The sequence below is a fragment of the Sphingomonas sp. PP-CC-1A-547 genome, assembly GCF_003610375.1.
Lineage (GTDB): Bacteria > Pseudomonadota > Alphaproteobacteria > Sphingomonadales > Sphingomonadaceae > Sphingomonas.
The window spans coordinates 802,401-818,423 of sequence record NZ_RAPZ01000011.1 but is presented as its reverse complement, the minus strand read 5'-3'; the positions used below and the strand labels follow the sequence as shown (position 1 = coordinate 818,423).

At 66.8% G+C, this 16,023-nt stretch carries 11 protein-coding genes and 2 riboswitches; of the genes, 7 read left to right on the top strand and 4 right to left on the bottom strand.

Going from position 1 to position 16,023, the window contains the following annotated elements:
- Nucleotides 1-14: 14 nt before the first annotated feature.
- Genes C8J39_RS10010 through C8J39_RS10000 form a run of 3 tightly spaced genes read right to left on the bottom strand, consistent with a single transcriptional unit; the run spans nucleotide 15 to nucleotide 3,900 of the window.
- Nucleotides 15-1,112: an acyl-CoA dehydrogenase family protein gene (locus C8J39_RS10010; RefSeq protein ID WP_120300286.1), complete on the bottom strand. Its 1,098-nt coding sequence runs from the start codon at nucleotides 1,110-1,112 to the stop codon at nucleotides 15-17.
- Nucleotides 1,109-2,647: an acyl-CoA synthetase gene (locus C8J39_RS10005; protein WP_120300285.1), complete on the bottom strand. Its 1,539-nt coding sequence runs from the start codon at nucleotides 2,645-2,647 to the stop codon at nucleotides 1,109-1,111. Before C8J39_RS10005 ends, C8J39_RS10010 begins: the two co-directional genes overlap by 4 nt.
- Nucleotides 2,647-3,900: an acetyl-CoA C-acetyltransferase gene (locus C8J39_RS10000; RefSeq protein ID WP_120300524.1), complete on the bottom strand. Its 1,254-nt coding sequence runs from the start codon at nucleotides 3,898-3,900 to the stop codon at nucleotides 2,647-2,649. Before C8J39_RS10000 ends, C8J39_RS10005 begins: the two co-directional genes overlap by 1 nt.
- A 96-nt stretch (nucleotides 3,901-3,996) precedes the next feature.
- Here C8J39_RS10000 and C8J39_RS09995 point away from each other — a divergent pair, with 96 nt between their 5' ends.
- A complete protein-coding gene (locus C8J39_RS09995; RefSeq protein WP_165895173.1) occupies nucleotides 3,997-4,569 on the top strand; it encodes a TetR/AcrR family transcriptional regulator in 573 nt (190 codons plus the stop codon).
- Nucleotides 4,570-4,626: 57 nt separating this feature from the next.
- Complete coding sequence (locus C8J39_RS09990) at nucleotides 4,627-6,246, top strand: choline dehydrogenase (RefSeq protein WP_120300284.1); 1,620 nt, start codon at nucleotides 4,627-4,629, stop codon at nucleotides 6,244-6,246.
- A gap of 215 nt (nucleotides 6,247-6,461) precedes the next feature.
- On the opposite strand, the gene C8J39_RS09985 is transcribed toward C8J39_RS09990, so the two are convergent.
- Nucleotides 6,462-7,241 carry an SDR family NAD(P)-dependent oxidoreductase gene (locus C8J39_RS09985; protein WP_120300283.1) on the bottom strand — a complete coding sequence of 260 codons (780 nt, stop codon included), beginning with the start codon at nucleotides 7,239-7,241 and terminating at the stop codon, nucleotides 6,462-6,464.
- Between the two features lie 104 nt (nucleotides 7,242-7,345).
- Between C8J39_RS09985 and C8J39_RS09980 the strand changes: the two genes are divergently transcribed.
- From C8J39_RS09980 to cobW, 5 genes are all read left to right on the top strand, one after another.
- Nucleotides 7,346-8,716 carry a cytochrome P450 gene (locus tag C8J39_RS09980; RefSeq protein ID WP_120300282.1) on the top strand — a complete coding sequence of 457 codons (1,371 nt, stop codon included), beginning with the start codon at nucleotides 7,346-7,348 and terminating at the stop codon, nucleotides 8,714-8,716.
- A 42-nt stretch (nucleotides 8,717-8,758) separates the two neighbouring features.
- Nucleotides 8,759-10,834 carry a S9 family peptidase gene (locus C8J39_RS09975; RefSeq protein ID WP_120300281.1) on the top strand — a complete coding sequence of 692 codons (2,076 nt, stop codon included), beginning with the start codon at nucleotides 8,759-8,761 and terminating at the stop codon, nucleotides 10,832-10,834.
- Nucleotides 10,831-12,939, top strand: a complete 2,109-nt coding sequence (locus tag C8J39_RS09970; RefSeq protein ID WP_243649852.1) for a S9 family peptidase — start codon at nucleotides 10,831-10,833, stop codon at nucleotides 12,937-12,939. The genes C8J39_RS09975 and C8J39_RS09970 overlap by 4 nt, the downstream gene beginning before the upstream one ends.
- Nucleotides 12,940-13,000: 61 nt before the next feature.
- A riboswitch (cobalamin riboswitch) is annotated at nucleotides 13,001-13,218 on the top strand.
- 181 nt (nucleotides 13,219-13,399) lie between these two features.
- Nucleotides 13,400-14,449 (top strand): HoxN/HupN/NixA family nickel/cobalt transporter, encoded by a 1,050-nt coding sequence (locus tag C8J39_RS09965; protein WP_120300280.1) that lies wholly within the window; start codon nucleotides 13,400-13,402, stop codon nucleotides 14,447-14,449.
- 225 nt (nucleotides 14,450-14,674) lie between these two features.
- Nucleotides 14,675-14,886: riboswitch (cobalamin riboswitch) on the top strand.
- A 99-nt stretch (nucleotides 14,887-14,985) separates the two neighbouring features.
- Nucleotides 14,986-16,023 (top strand): cobalamin biosynthesis protein CobW, encoded by a 1,038-nt coding sequence (gene cobW / locus C8J39_RS09960; protein WP_120300279.1) that lies wholly within the window; start codon nucleotides 14,986-14,988, stop codon nucleotides 16,021-16,023.

The following is a 16,023-nucleotide window of genomic DNA, read 5'->3' as shown; positions in this document are numbered from 1 at the left end:
TTCGAGCGGCCCGGCTAGGCGGCGTTGCGCATTTCGAGTTGGCCGACGAGGCGTTCGCGCCACGCGGCGGGGCTGCCGGCGACGAGTGCGAGCTGGCGCGAGCGGCGGTAATAAAGGTGGCAGTCGGACTCCCAGGTGAAGCCCATCCCGCCATGCGTCTGGATGTTCTCCTTCGACGCGAACCAGTACGCGTCGGACGCGGCAACGCGCGCCGTGGCGGCGGCGAGCGGCAGTTCGGCGGCGCCCACGTTCAGCGCCCATGCGCCGTAATAGGCGTTCGAGCGCGCGAGTTCGTTCTTCACGTACATGTCAGCGAGCTTGTGCTTGATCGCCTGATACCCACCGATCTGCCGCCCGAACGCGTAGCGATCGAGCGCGTAGCCCTTCGCCATCTCGAGGCACCGATCCGCGCCACCCAGTTGTTCGAACGCGAGGAGGACGGCGGCGCGGTCGAATACGGCCTGCATCGCGGCGATGCCGTCGTCGCTGCCAAGCCTTTCACATGGTGCATCGGCGAAGGTGAGGCGGGCGGCGCTGCGGGTTGGGTCGAGTGTTTCGAGGACTTCTGTGGAAACGCCTGCGCCCTTCTCGACGAGATAGAGGCCGTCGCGGGCTAGGACGACGATCAGGTCGGCGACGTCGCCATCCGTGACGGGAATCTTCTCACCGGTAAGTTTCCCACCGGAGACGGTGGTGCGGATCGAGCGTGCGGTGACGGGGCCGGCGCCTTCGGACGTTGCGAATGCGCCGATGACGTCGCCCGCTGCGATCCTCGGAAGCCATCGGAGCTTTTGGGTATTGCTGCCGTACAGCATCAGCGCTTCGGCGACGAAGTAGACGGTCGAGGCGAACGGGATCGGCGCGCAGGCTCGCCCCAGTTCCTCTGCGATCGCGCAGAGTTCGATATGGCCGAGCCCCAGTCCGCCGAATTCCTCGGGGATCGCTGCGCCGAGCCAGCCTTGTTCGCCGACCGCCTTCCAGAGATCAGCGTCATAGGCTTTGGCGGCATCGTCGAGGACCGTACGGACCCGGTCGCTGCCGCAATGCGCGCCGAGAAACTTGCGCACTTCGTCCTTGAGGAATTTCTGGTCGTCGGAATAGTCGAAGTTCATGCGGACTCCTTGGCTTGCGCCCAATATTCGTCGCGCAGCAGGCGCTTGTAGAGTTTGCCCGTCTCGTGCCGCGGCAGCGTCTCGCGGAAATCGATCCGGCGCGGCGCTTTCACATGGCTAAGGTTCGCACGGGCGAACGCGCTGAGTTCGGCGGCGAGTTGCGCGCGATCCTCGGTCGGGTCGGCGGGGCAGACGATCGCCACTACCTGTTCGCCCATCTCGTCGTCGGGTGCACCGATTACCGCGACGTCGGCGACCTTCGGGTGCGTGACGAGGAGGTTCTCGATCTCGGCGGGATAGATGTTCACGCCGCCCGAGATGATCATGAAGCTCTTGCGGTCGGTGAGGTAGAGATAGCCCTCCTCGTCGAGCCAGCCGACGTCTCCGAGCGTCGTCCAGCCATGTGCGTTGGCGGCCTCCGCGGTCTTGGCGGGGTCGTTGTGATATTCGAATGCCCCACCGCCCGCGAAATACACGTCGCCTTCAGCGCGCGGGGGCAGCGCGTTGCCCTCCTCGTCGCAGATCATCGTCTGCGCGGTCAGGTTGCGGCCGACCGAGCCTTGGTGCGTCAGCCACTCCGCGCTGGAGATCGCGCAGAACCCGTTGCCCTCGGTGCCGGCGTAATATTCGCCGATGATCGGGCCCCACCAGTCGATCATCGCCTGCTTGACCGGCAGCGGGCAGGGGGCGGCGGCGTGCCAGACGGCCTTCAGCGACGACACGTCGTAGCGCGCGCGGACCTCGGGCGGGAGTTTCAACAGGCGGATGAAGTGCGTCGGCACCCATTGCGCGTGCGTGACGTGGAGCCGCTCGATCGCGGCGAGCGCGGCCTCGGGATCGAAATGCTCCATCACCACCACGGTGCCGCCGACCTGGTGCACGGCCATCGACCAGCGCAACGGCGCGGCGTGATAGAGCGGCGCGGGCGAGAGATAGACCATCTCGGGCGTGAACCGGTACAGTCCCCTGCCGAGCATCACGAGCGGAGAGACGTTGGTGCCGAACGGCTCGTCCGACAGGGCGTGCTTGACCCCCTTGGGCTTGCCCGTGGTGCCCGACGAATAGAGCAGGATACCGCCGGGCGAGGGATCAGCGATCGGCGTGGGCCGCTTCGTGTCGCGCGCGGCTTCGTAAGACGCGTACCCGTCGATCGCACCGTCTACGACGTAGCGCCGTACGTCATCGAGCATCGGAACCAAGGCGGCGGCAACCTCTGCGCAACCTTTGCTCGCGATCAGCGCGCGGCAATCGCCGTCGCGAATGATGTAGGCCGCCTCGCTCGCGGTCAGTTTCGACGAGAGGCACGTGCAATAGACGCCGGTGCGCTCCGCCGCCCACATCACCTCCAGATAGCGCGGCGAATTGTCCATCAGCACCGCAATCCCGTCGCCGCGCTTCACCCCGAGCGACCGGAGCAGATGCGCACCCTGGTTCGCCCGTACGTCCAAGTCGCGATACGTCACCGTCTCGCCCGTCGCCGCCATGATGTAGGCGGGTTTGTCGGGTGTCGTCAGCGCGTGCGCGACGGGGTGCATCAGACGCGCTCGATGATGATTGCCGGCGCCATCCCGCCGCCCGCGCACATCGTCACGAGCCCGCGTTTCAAGTCGCGGCGTTCGAGTTCGTCCAAGATCGTCCCGATCAGGATCGCGCCGGTCGCGCCGATCGGATGGCCGAGCGCGATCGAACCGCCATTGACGTTCACCTTGTCGCGGTCGAGCTTCAGGTCGCGGATGAACTTCTCGGCGACCACCGCGAACGCCTCGTTGATCTCCCACAGGTCGATGTCGTCGACCGTAAGCCCAGCCTTCGCCAGCACCTTCCGCGCCGCAGGGACGGGCGCGTTGAGCATCAGCGTCGGGTCGTCGCCCATGTTCGCCATCGCGACGATCCGCGCGCGGGGTTTGAGCCCGTGCTTGGCGGCATAGTCGGCGCTCGCGAGCAGCACGGCGGCGGCGCCGTCGACGACGCCCGACGAATTGCCGGCGTGATGGACGTGCGCGATCTCCAGGTCGGGATAGCGGCGGTTGATCTGCTTGCGGTAGGTCGTGCCCTTGTCGTCGAGCGGTATGTCCGCGATCCCTGCGAACGACGGACGCAGCGCGGCGAGGCCCTCGGCAGTCGTATCGGGCCGCGGGTATTCGTCCTTCTCGAGGACAAGCGCACCGGTGTCGTCGGTGACGGGAACGATACTGCGATCGAACCGCCCTTCGGCGATCGCCACCGCCGCGCGGCGCTGGCTTTCCAGCCCGAGCGCTTCGAGCGTTTCGCGGTCGATCCCCTCGATGCTGGCGATCGCGTCGGCGCAGATCCCCTGGTTCGATTGCGGGTGCGCCGCGTCGAGCCTGGCGTTGCCCGAGCCGATCCCGAGCGGCCGCTTCCCCGCCGCCATGTCGTCCTGCATCATCGTCGTGGTGAGCGACATCATCTCGGTGCCGCCGGCGATGACGAGGTCTTCCATCCCGCTCATGATCTGCGCCGCGGCGAAGTTCACGGCCGTAATTCCCCCGCCGCAGAACCGGTCGAGCGTCGTCCCGCTCGCCTTGACGTCATACCCAGCATCGAGCGCCGCCATCCGCCCGAGGTCGCCGCTCTGCTCGCTGCGCTGAGTCGAGGTCGACCAGATGATGTCGTCGACATCGGCGGTATCTAGCTTGTTTCGCTCGGCAATCGCCTTCAGGACGGTCGCGGCGAGATGTTGGGGGTGCATGTGCGCAAGCGCGCCCTTGCCGGTCTTGCCGATACCGCGCGGGGTACGGACGGCGTCGATGATCAGTGCCTCGGCCACATCGCTCTCCTGTTGCACCCGCCGGTTCGGTCGTGGTGCCTGATGCCGGATTGCGTCCGGCTTCGGTACGACGTAACATTCGTTATGGGGAATGGCTTGTCAAGCAGGGTATTGTTGGAAGACGGGGCGGCACCACGCGCAGATCTGGCGCCGCGCGACTGGTTGGAAATCGGCTTGCAGTTGCTGAAGAATGGCGGGCTCCGCGCGCTGAAGCTTCGCGGCCTGGCGCAGGCGCTTGGTGCATCGACGGGAAGCTTCTATCATCATTTCAAAGACTTCGATGGGTATCATGCGGCGCTCGCGGGGTATTTCGTCGAGGCGCATATCGATCCGTTGATCGTCACGCTGTCCGCGTCGGGGCTTCCACCGGTCGAGCGGATTCGCGCATTCGCGGATCATGTTCGCGACCACGACATGGCGCAGTTGGCCTTGGCGATGCGGGCCTGGGCGAAAAGCGACGCGCGGGTGGCCGCGGCGATCCGCGAGCATGACGACACGGTGATGGCGTTCCTCGTCGAGCAACTCGTGGCGCATGGGTTCGCGCCTGCAGAGGCGGGGATTCGCAGCTATGCGCTGTTGGCGATCGGCCTCAGCCAGGTCCATGCCGCCGAAGGGATTGAGCGCAGCGTCGTTCGCGAGGGATTGCTGACACTGCTGTGCGAGCGCTAGCGTAGTGGACTGACGCGACTCCGTAAAAAAGCGGAGCGCGAACAAGAGGATGCGGGCATGCAGACGTATGACTACGTGATTATCGGCGCGGGCTCGGCCGGCTGTGTGCTCGCCGCGCGATTGACCGAGGACCCCGACGTGTCGGTGCTCTTGCTCGAGGCGGGCGGCCGCAACGACGGCGTACTGGTGCGAATGCCCGCAGGCGTCGGCGAGCTCATCAAGAGCAAGAATGCGAGCAACTGGGGCTTTTCGACCGAACCCGAGCCGCATCTCGACAACCGTCGCCTGTGGTGGCCGCGCGGCAAGGGGCTTGGCGGGAGTTCGTCGATCAACGGCATGATCTACACGCGGGGCCATCCGCAGGACTATGACGAGTGGCGCCAGATGGGACTGCCGGGCTGGTCGTTCGACGACGTGCTGCCGTATTTCAAGCGGCTCGAAGGCCATCATCGCGGTGAGTGCCCCTTGCATGGCGGCGGCGGGCCGCTGACGATCTCGGGCGGCGAGTCCGACAGCCCGTTCTACGACGCGCTGGTCGAGGCGGGGCGGCAGGCTGGCTATCCGGTAACCGAGGATTTCAACGGCGCGAGCCAGGAGGGCTTCGGGCGCTACGACCTGACGGTCGCGGACGGGAAGCGCTGGAGCACGGCAGCGGCGTATCTGCGGCCGGTACTGTCGCGGCGCAACCTGACCTGCGTCACGGGCGCACGGACGACGCGGATCCGGATCGACAAGGGGCGTGCGACCGGCGTCGATTACGTGCTCGACAAGGGCGCGCGCGCAGAGAGCGTGACCGCCACGCGCGAGGTCCTGCTGTGCGCGGGGGCGGTGCAGTCGCCGCATATCCTCCAGCTGTCGGGGATCGGCGATCCGGATCGGCTGACCGCGGCGGGGGTCGGCGTGGTGCATGCGCTGCCCGGTGTCGGAGAAAATTTGCAGGATCATCTCGACGTCGTGATGAACTGGAAATCGCGCGGGCTGCGGACCGGGTACGCGATGACCAAGGGCGTCGGGATGATCGGCGTCGGGCTGAATTACCTGTTGCGCGGCAAGGGCGCGGGGCGGCAGCAGTTCCTTGAGGCAGGCGCGTTCGTGTCGTCGCGCGAGGGGCTGTCGCGGCCCGACGTGCAGATCCATGCGGTGCTCGCGATCATGCAGGATCACGGCAAGGTGAAGGCGACCGAGGACGGCTTCACGCTGCATCTATGCCAGTTGCGCCCCGAAAGCCGGGGGCGGATCGGGCTGCGCTCGGCCGATCCGTTCGCGGATCCGACGATCGTCGCGAACTATCTCGCGACCGCAGAAGATCGGCGAGTAATGCGCGCGTGCGTCGGGATCGGGCGCGACGTGGCACGCCAAGCGGCGCTCGATCCGTACCGGGCGGGGGAATTGTCGCCGGGCGAGGACGTGCGGACCGACGACGAGATAGACGCCTGGGTGCGGCGGACGGCGGAGACGATCTACCATCCGGTCGGGACGTGCAAGATGGGCGCGGCCGACGACACGATGGCGGTGGTCGATGCGACCTTGGCTGTGCGCGGGTTGCAGGGGCTCCGGGTGGTAGACGCCTCGGTCATGCCGACGCTGATCGGATCGAACACCAACGCGCCGACGATCATGATCGCGGAAAAGGCGGCGGACATGATCAAGGGCCGGCAACTGGCGCGGGCTGCCTGAGCGCGATCGGTATTTGCATCCTCCCCCGCCAGGGGGAGGTGGCACCGCAGGTGACGGAGGGGGAGGACACGGAGCCGGCGTTTCGCTTTCGTCCCCCTCCGTCTGGCAAGCGCCAGCCACCTCCCCCTGGCGGGGGAGGATTAGCAGGTCGCGTTCACCTGGACGGAACGACTTGGCCCCTTGCCGCCTTCTCCGTGGGAACGGTGAGGACGATCTTACCGTGGCGCCATCCGGATAGCGCCATCCAGCCGCACGTCTTCCCCATTGAAATACCCACATTCGATCATCGTCAGCGCCAGCGCTGCAAACTCCTCCGGCCGCCCCAGCCTCTTCGGAAACGGCACAGAAGCCGCCAGCGCATCGCGAACCTGCTGCGGCGCGGCGGCCAGCAACGGCGTGTCGAAGATCCCCGGCAGGATCGTATTCACCCGGATCCCCTCGCTCATCAGGTCGCGCGCGATCGGCAGCGTCATCCCGACCACGCCCGCCTTCGACGCTGAGTACGCGGCTTGCCCCATCTGGCCGTCCTCCGCCGCAGCACTCGCGGTGTTGACGATCGCCCCACGCTCGCCGTCTTCACCCGGCTCCAGCGTCAGCATCCCCGCCGCCGACTTCGCGAGACAACGGAACGTGCCGACGAGGTTGATCTGGATGATCCGATCAAACGCATCGAGCGGAAAATGCTTGATCGAGCCATCCTGCTTCGACCGCCCCGCCGTCTTCGCCGCGTTGCCGGTGCCTGCACAATTGACCAGGATCCGTTCCTGGCCATGCGCCGCGCGCGCCGCCGCGAACCCCGCATCGACACTGTCGTCAGACGTGACATCGACCTTGCAGAACACCCCGCCGATCTCGTCCGCGAGCGCTTCGCCCTTGTCCGCCTGGAGGTCGAAGATCGCCACCTTCACCCCCTTGGCGGCCAGTGCACGCGCCGTGGCGGCGCCCAGGCCCGACGCGCCTCCGGTCACGACGGCAGTAGTGTTTGCGAGGTCCATGCATCTCTCCTGTCAAAGCCCCGAGGTCCGCGCCCCGGTTGCAGAACAATAGTTATGCCGGTATTCGAGGCTTGCCAAGCCGGCATGTCGCTGAGGATCCGACGATGAGCCACGCCATGTTGCAGAACGCGAGTCCGCACTGGCTCCCGCGCCAGCCCAAGGGCGCGCTCGATCATATTCCGGGCAGCAATGGCCTGCCGTTTGTCGGCAACACCTTCAAATTGCTGGCCGATCCGATCGCGTTTAGCGAGGGTATGGCCGCACGATACGGCCCGATCTATCGCAATCGCGCACTCGGCGGCACCGGCGTGAACCTGCTCGGACCCGACGCGAACGAACTGGTTCTGTTCGATCGCGACAAGATATTCTCGTCCGAGCAGGGCTGGGGCCCGCTGCTCAACATGCTGTTCCCGCGCGGCCTGATGCTGATGGATTTCGACAAGCACCGCGCCGATCGCAAGGCGTTGTCGGTTGCGTTCAAGCCGGAACCGATGCGGCATTATGCGACCGAACTCGATGCTGGGATCGAGGCCGCGATCGGCGGCTGGGCCGGACAGACCTTGCGCTTCTACGACGTGGTGAAGAAGCTCACGCTCGATCTCGCCGCGACCAGCTTCCTCGGCGTGCCGCTCGGCGCGGAGGCGGACCGGATCAACCAGGCGTTCGTCGACGAGGTGCAGGCGAGCGTCTCGCCGATCCGCAAGCCCTGGCCCGGCACGCAGATGCGCAAGGGCGTGAAGGCGCGCGCGTATCTGGTCGACTTCTTCGAGCGCGAGATTCCCGCGCGCCGGACCGGAAACGGCCAGGATTTCTTCTCGCAATTCTGCCGCGCGACCGATGACGACGGTGCGCCGCTGACCGCGCTGGCGATCGCCGACCACATGAACTTCCTGATGATGGCGGCGCACGACACGATCACCTCGTCCGCGACCAGCCTGGTCATGCTGCTCGCGCGCAACCCGGATTGGCAGGAGCGGCTACGCGAAGAGGTTGCGGCGCTCGACCCGGATGTCCCGCTGACCGAGCAACTCGATCGCCTGATTCTCACCGAATACGCATTCAAGGAATCGCTGCGGATGATGCCGCCCGTCCCGTCGATCCCACGGCGCGCGCTCAAGGATTTCAGCTTCGGCGGGTATGATATTCCGGCAGGCACGAACGTCAGCACGGGCATTACCTATACGCACCGGATGGCCGAGCACTGGCCCGATCCCGACAAGTTCGACCCGCTCCGCTTCACGCCCGAGGCGTCGAAGGGCCGCCATCGGTTCGCTTGGGTGCCGTTCGGCGGCGGTGCGCATATGTGCATCGGGCTGCACTTCGCGACGATGCAGATGCGGCTGCTGATCGCGCATCTGCTGACGCGCTACCGGATCGAGGCGGCGTCGGGCAGCGGCGACGCGTGGCAGGTCTTCCCGATCCCGCGCCCGAGGGATGGTTTGCCGGTGACGTTCGTACCGCTTGCCACCCCGTAATAGTGTGTCATCCTCGCGCGGTTCATTCGAAGGAGCCGTTCGTTGCGCTTGACCCTTGCTCTCCTCCTGCTCGCGGCGACGCCGGCCTTTGCCCAGCAACAGCCCCCCGCGCCGGCGCCCGATGGCCCGACGCGCAGCTTCACCGGGAGCGACCTGTTCGGCCTGACGATCGCGGCGGACCCGCAGATCAGTCCGGACGGCAAGACGATCGTCTACGTCCGCCGCACCGGCGACGTGATGACCGACAAGATGCAATCCTCGCTCTGGCTGATCGACGTCGCGAGCGGTCGCCAGACGCCGTTCGCCACCGACGGCAGCAGCCCGCGCTGGTCGCCCGATGGTATGCGCATCGCCTATGCCGCGCGCGACGGCGAGGGATCGCAGTTGTTTGTCCGCTGGATCGGTGCTGCCCAGAGCGCGCGCGTGACAAGCTTCCCGGGCGATCCGCAGGCGCTCGCGTGGTCGCCCGACGGGACGAAGCTCGCGTATATCGCGACGGTAGCGGGCGAGGGGACCAAGCTCGGTACGCAGCCGCCCAAGCCCGAGGGCGCGAAATGGGCCGAGCCGCTGACGATCATCGACCGCGTCAACTACCGCAACGACGGACCGGGCTATGTAAAGCCAGGCTACGACCACCTCTTCGTGGTCGGCGCGGACGGCGGCGCGGCTCGGCAGCTTACATACGGCAAGTTCGACGACGGCGGCCCGCTGTCATGGACGCCCGATGGCCGCAGCATCGTCTTCGCGGCGATCCGTGGCCCCGCCGCCGACCACCAGGTGATGAACTCCGACGTGATCGCGGTCGATGCGGCCAGCGGTACGATGCGGACGCTGACCACGCGCGACGGCCCCGATGCGCAGCCGCGCGTGTCGCCCGACGGCTCGAAGATCGCGTGGCTCGGCTTCGACGACAAGCGCCGCAGCTACGAGAACACGCAGCTCTATATCGGCGACCGCGACGCCGCCTCGCCGCGCTCGCTGACCGCAACGCTCGACCGCGCGATCGAGGACGCGGTGTGGTCCGCCGACGGCCGCAGCCTGTATGCGAGCTACGACGACCACGGCCAGCGCCGCGTCGCACGCGTCGAGGTCGATGGCCGCATCACGCCACTGATCGACAACGTCGCGGGCGGCGGGCTTGACCGGCCCTATACCGGCGGCGAGTTCTCGGTCTCGAAGGGCGGCACGATCGCCTATACCGGCGGCGATGCGAGCGCCCCCGCCGACGTCTGGGTGCTGGCCGGCGGGAAGCCGCGCCGCCTGACGACGCTCAACGCAGTGCTGACCGGATCGAAGGCGCTCGCGCAGGTCCGGAAGATCGCGGTGACCGCGCCCGACGGTCGCCCGATCGACGCATGGCTCGCGACCCCGCCGGGCCGTGTCGCGGGCCAGCGCGTGCCGCTGATCCTCGAAATCCACGGAGGGCCTAACGCCGCCTACGGCCCCGGCTTCGCAACCGACATGCAGCTCTACGCTGCGGCCGGCTATGCCGTGCTCTGGACCAACCCGCGCGGCTCGACCTCCTACGGCGCCGAGTTCGCCAACCTGATCGACAAGACCTATCCCGCCGCCGATTACGACGACCTGATCGCCTCGGTCGACGCGGCGATCAAGGACGGGACCGCCGATCCCGACAACCTGTTCGTGACCGGCGGTTCTGGTGGCGGGCTGCTGACCGCGTGGATCGTCGGCAAGACCGACCGGTTCAAGGCCGCCGCGACGCAGAAGCCGGTGATCAACTGGATCAGCGAGGCGCTGACGATGGACAACACGCTGTTCACCTCGCGCTACTGGTTCACCAAGCTGCCGTGGGAGGATCCGATGAGCTATTGGAACCGCTCGCCGCTGAGCCTGGTCGGCAACGTCAAGACGCCGACCCTGGTAGTGGTCGGCGGCGACGATTACCGGACGCCGGTCAGCGAGTCCGAGCAATATTACGCGGCGCTCCAGATCCGCGGCGTGCCGACCGCGCTCGTGAAGGTGCCGGGCGCGAGCCACGGTGGCCTTGCCGCTCGCCCGTCGCAATCCGCAGCGAAGGCGTCGGCGATCATCGCCTGGTTCGATCGATACCGGAAGCCGGCAGGCGCAACGACGCCGGCACAGGGAGCAGCACAGTGACGGCGCGGTACATGATGCTGGCCGGCGTCGCGCTGGTCTCGACGGCGGCGGTGGCGCAGGTCCAGCCGCCGCGCGTCGCGAAGAAGCCGTTCCAAGTGACCTCGCCCAACGGCGCGCGCGAGGACGATTACTACTGGCTGCGCGACGACACGCGGAAAAACCCCGAGATGCTCGCCTATCTCGCCGCCGAGAACGCCTATGCCGATGCCCAGCTCGCGGCGCTGAAGCCGCTCCAGGCCAAGCTGTACGAAGAGACCGTCTCGCACATCAAGCAGGACGACAGCTCGGTCCCGTATGCGAAGAACGGCTATTACTACGGATCGCGGTTCCAGACCGGGGCCGATTACCCGATCCTGGAGCGCCGCAAGGGAAGCCGCACCGCGCCCGCCGAGACGCTGTTCGACGAGCCGGCGATGGCGAAGGGCCACAGCTTCTTCGCGCTGAGCGACTGGGCGGTGAGCCCCGACAACCGCCGCGTCGCCTGGGCGGAGGATACCGTCGGCCGTCGCCAGTATGTCCTCAAGGTGAAGGACCTCGCGACCGGCGCGACGATCGCCGACACGCTCTCGAACATCGAGCCGAACGTCGTCTGGGCGGACGATAACAAGACCCTTCTCTACGTCGAGAAAGACCCCGTCACGCTACGCGGCTACCGCGTGAAGGCGCATGTCCTCGGCACGCCCGTCGCCAGCGACCGGTTGCTGTACGAGGAGAAGGACGACACCTATTCGATGGGCGTCTCGCGCACCGCCGACGACAAGTTCGTCTGCATCGGCGTGAGCAGCACGGTCAGCGACGAGCAACGCTGCGCGCCGGCCGCGGCCCCGAGTAACTTCACGATCGTCGCACCGCGTGCGCGGGAGTTTCGCTACAGCGCGGATCATATCGGCAACCGCTGGATCATCCGCACCAACAAGGACGCGAAGAACTACAAGCTCGTCACCGTCGTCGACTCCGATCTGGCCAAGGGCACAGCCGCATGGCGCGACCTGACGCCAGCCAGCGACACCGTCTTCATCGAAGGCTTCAAGCCGTTCGACGGGTTCGTCGCGATCGACCAGCGCGAGGGCGGCAACCGCATGATCCGCGTCCTCAACGACGCCGGCAAGTCGACCGCGGTGACCGCCGACGAGCCCGCCTATCGCATGTCGCTCGACGTCAACGAGGAAACGGCGACGGCGTGGGTCCGCTACACCTACGGCTCGCTAGTCACGCCGACGACGACCTACGAGGTCAACGCCAAGACCGGCGAGCGCCGCTTGCTGAAGGTCGCACCGGTGCCAGGCTATGATCCCGCGAAATACGTTACCGAACGCGTCTGGGCGCCCGCACGAGACGGTACGCGGATCCCGGTGTCGCTCGTCTACGCCAAGGGCACCAAGCGCGACGGCACCGCGCCGCTCTTCCAATACGCCTATGGCAGCTACGGGATATCCAGCGATCCGGGCGTCGACCCCGGTCGCATCGGCCTGCTCGATCGCGGCGTGATCTATGCGATCGCGCATATCCGCGGCGGCCAGGAGATGGGGCGCGGCTGGTATGACGACGGGCATCTGCTCAACAAGAAGAACAGCTTCACCGACTTCATCGACGTCACCCGCTATCTCGTCGCGCAGAAATACGCGGCGAAGGACCGCGTCGCGGCGATGGGCGGCAGTGCTGGCGGGTTGCTGATGGGCGGCGTCGCGAACATGGCGCCGGCCGACTACAAGCTCATTATCGCGCAGGTGCCGTTCGTCGACGTGGTGACGACGATGCTCGACGCGTCGATCCCGCTGACGACCTTCGAATACGACGAATGGGGCAACCCCGCGCAAAAGGCATCCTACGACTACATGCTGAGCTATTCGCCGTACGACAACGTCAAGGCGAAGGCGTATCCAGCGCTCTATGTCGGCACCGGGCTGTGGGACAGCCAGGTGCAATATTACGAGCCGACCAAATGGGTAGCGAAACTCCGCGAATTGAAGACCGACAAGAACCCGCTGCTGTTCCGCGTCAATATGGAGGCAGGGCATGGCGGCAAGTCCGGCCGGTTCGAACGCTACCGCCAGAACTCCGAATGGCAGGCGTTCATGCTGCAACAACTCGGCTTGGCGAAATAGCGCGACCGTTGGCACGCGACCCAAAGCAGGGTACCGATCGTGCGGGACGCGGCTTGCAGCCGTTTCCCGTGATCGCGTCGGTGCCCGTAAGGGCTTGATTGGGAATGCGGTGCGGACGGTTCGCCGTCCCATGCCGCGGCTGTCCCTGCAACTGTAAGCGGTGAGCGAGACGCACGAGCCCTTTTCGCGAGGGCAGCCACTGGGTCGACGACCTGGGAAGGCGTGGCGAGGAGCTTTGACCCGCGAGCCAGGAGACCTGCCGGCGTCTGGTCGCTCTTGTCCCGGTCCAGGGGGTGACCGAGGCACGGTGAACGCCGCCTGCGTGACACTGGCTGAGCGACGACCATGTGGCGGGGGCCGCATCGGCGTCGTGCGTCGGTCGCTCATGGCGTCCGGTCGTCGCATGGCCCGGCCGTTCGCGGCAGGCCCCGGTCCTCGTCGGACGCTGCGGGGTTTGTGCATGACGACTTTGACGATGGAACGACCGACGCGGGGTTCGACACGAAAGCGCATCGGCTGGATGTTCGCAGGCCTGGTCGCGGCCAACATCGCCGCATGGTGTTGGGCGTTCTCGCTGTTCCACGCGCAACCGCTGATGCTGGGCACCGCGCTGCTCGCCTGGGGGCTGGGACTGCGCCATGCTGTCGACGCCGATCACATCGCGGCAATCGACAATGTGACGCGCAAGCTGATGCAGGACGGCCAGCGCCCGATCGCGGTCGGCTTCTGGTTCGCGATCGGGCATTCCGGCATCGTGCTCATCGCGGCCGTCGCGATCGCACTGACCGCCAATGCGCTGTCGCAGTTCGAAGCGTTCAAGGAGGTGGGCGGCGTGGTCGCGACCGTCATCTCCGCCGTGTTCCTGTTCACGATCGCCGCGATGAACCTGATCATCCTGCGCTCGGTCTGGCGCACCTTCGGCCATGTCCGGGGCGGCGGCACCTATGTCGAGGAGGACCTCGACCTCCTCCTCGGCAACCGCGGCCTGCTCGCACGTCTGTTCCGCCCGATGTTCCGGCTGGTCACGCGGAGCTGGCACATGGCGCCGCTCGGCTTCCTGTTCGGCCTCGGTTTCGACACGGCGACGGAGGTCGCGATCCTCGGCCTCTCAGCAAGCCAGGCCGCCGACGGTCTCTCGATCGGTGTCGTCCTCGTCCTCCCCGTACTGTTCGCGACCGGCATGGCGCTGGTCGACACCGCCGACGGCGTCGTCATGCTCGGCGCCTATGAATGGGCGTTCGTGAAGCCGATCCGCAAGCTCTACTACAACATCACCATCACCTTGATCTCCGCGATCGTCGCGATCGCGATCGGCGGGATCGAGACGCTCGCGCTGCTCGGATCGAAGCTCGGATTCACCGGCGGCATATGGGACGTCGCAGCGGCGCTCGGCGAGAACTTCAACGGGCTCGGCTTCGCGATCGTCGGCCTGTTCGTGCTCTGCTGGGTGCTGAGCTTCGCGATCTACCGCTGGAAACGCTTCGACGAGATCGAAGTCGTTCACGGATAGCTGGCGCCATCACCGAATTGGACGCGCCCTCGATCCTCCCCCGCCAGGGGGAGGTGGCGCGAAGCGACGGAGGGGGAGGACGGCGATCACGTTTGTTCCGTGTCCGCCCCCTCCGTCACCTCCGGTGCCACCTCCCCCTGGCGGGGGAGGATTCGAAACTAGCGATATGCGAATTGGCACGCCCCCGGAATTCCTCTAACCCACCCCCGAGGCTCGGTTTCACCGAACCTCACAGATCGCGCCGGTGCCTTTCGGGGCTTGAATGGGAATGCGGTGCGGGAGTTCCTCCCAATGCCGCGGCTGTCCCTGCAACTGTAAGCGGTGAGCGAGACGCACACGCCCTTCACGAGAAGGGCAGCCACTGGGGAAACCTGGGAAGGCGTACGTCGAGCCTCGACCCGCGAGCCAGGAGACCTGCCAGCGCAACGGTCGCTCTTGCTACGATCCAGGGGATGGTCGCGGCACGGTACTCCGTCTGAGCGACGAACGCGTGCGGCCCTATGGTCGTGCGTGCGTGTGCTCGCAGGAGAATACCAATGCCCGATCTTTCAAAGGTCCCCGTCACGATCGTCACCGGCTTTCTCGGAGCCGGCAAGACCACGCTCATCAGCCACCTGATCCGCAACGCGAACGGCCGCCGTCTCGCCGTCGTCGTCAACGAATTCGGCACGCTCGGCATCGACGGCGACATCCTCAAGGGCTGTGCGATCCCCGATTGCCCGGCGGAGAATGTGATCGAGCTGGCGAACGGCTGCATCTGCTGCACGGTGGCGGATGATTTCATCCCGACCGTCGAGGCGCTCCTCGCGCTCGCCCCGCGCCCCGACCACATTCTTATCGAGACGTCTGGCCTCGCGCTGCCCAAGCCGCTGCTGAAGGCGTTCGACTGGCCCGCGATCCGCTCGCGCATCACTGTCGACGGCGTCATCGCGCTCGCCGATGCGGAAGCCGTCGCCGCGGGCCGCTTCGCCCCCGACGTGGCCGCGCTCGACGCCCAGCGCGCCGCCGACCCAAGCGTCGATCATGAGACGCCGCTCTCGGAAGTGTTCGAGGATCAGCTCGCCTGCGCCGATCTGGTGCTCTTGACCAAGGTCGATCTCGCCGGCCCCGAGGGCGTCGCCAAGGCACGCGCCGTCATCGCCGCGGAGTCCGCAAGACCACTCCCGGTGATCGACCTGACCGACGGCATCATCGATCCTCGCGTGATCCTCGGCCTCAACGCCGCGGCCGAGGACGATATCGCCAGCCGCCCGTCGCATCACGACGGCGAGGACGATCACGAGCATGACGATTTCGACAGCGTCGTCGTCGAGCTTGGCGAGATCGCCGACCCGACGGACCTCACCGCAAAGATCGAGGCGCTCGCCCGCAGCGCCGACATCCTCCGCGTGAAGGGCTACGCCGCCGTCACCGGCAAGCCGATGCGCCTGCTCGTTCAGGCGGTCGGCGCGCGGGTCCGTACGCAGTACGACCGCCCTTGGCGCGCGGACGAACCGCGCCGCACGCAACTCGTGGTCATCGCAGAGCACGACCGGATCGACGAGGCCCGCATCAAGGCCGCGCTGGACGGCTGA

What these genes read in the sequence shown, in the direction of transcription:
- C8J39_RS10005 (WP_120300285.1), bottom strand. Translation starts at nt 2,647, where the DNA reads ATGCACCCCGTCGCGCACGCGCTGACGACACCCGACAAACCCGCCTAC.
- C8J39_RS10010 (WP_120300286.1), bottom strand. Translation starts at nt 1,112, where the DNA reads ATGAACTTCGACTATTCCGACGACCAGAAATTCCTCAAGGACGAAGTG.
- C8J39_RS09980 (WP_120300282.1), top strand. Translation starts at nt 7,346, where the DNA reads ATGAGCCACGCCATGTTGCAGAACGCGAGTCCGCACTGGCTCCCGCGC.
- cobW (WP_120300279.1), top strand. Translation starts at nt 14,986, where the DNA reads ATGCCCGATCTTTCAAAGGTCCCCGTCACGATCGTCACCGGCTTTCTC.
- C8J39_RS09990 (WP_120300284.1), top strand. Translation starts at nt 4,627, where the DNA reads ATGCAGACGTATGACTACGTGATTATCGGCGCGGGCTCGGCCGGCTGT.
- C8J39_RS09965 (WP_120300280.1), top strand. Translation starts at nt 13,400, where the DNA reads ATGACGACTTTGACGATGGAACGACCGACGCGGGGTTCGACACGAAAG.
- C8J39_RS09985 (WP_120300283.1), bottom strand. Translation starts at nt 7,241, where the DNA reads ATGGACCTCGCAAACACTACTGCCGTCGTGACCGGAGGCGCGTCGGGC.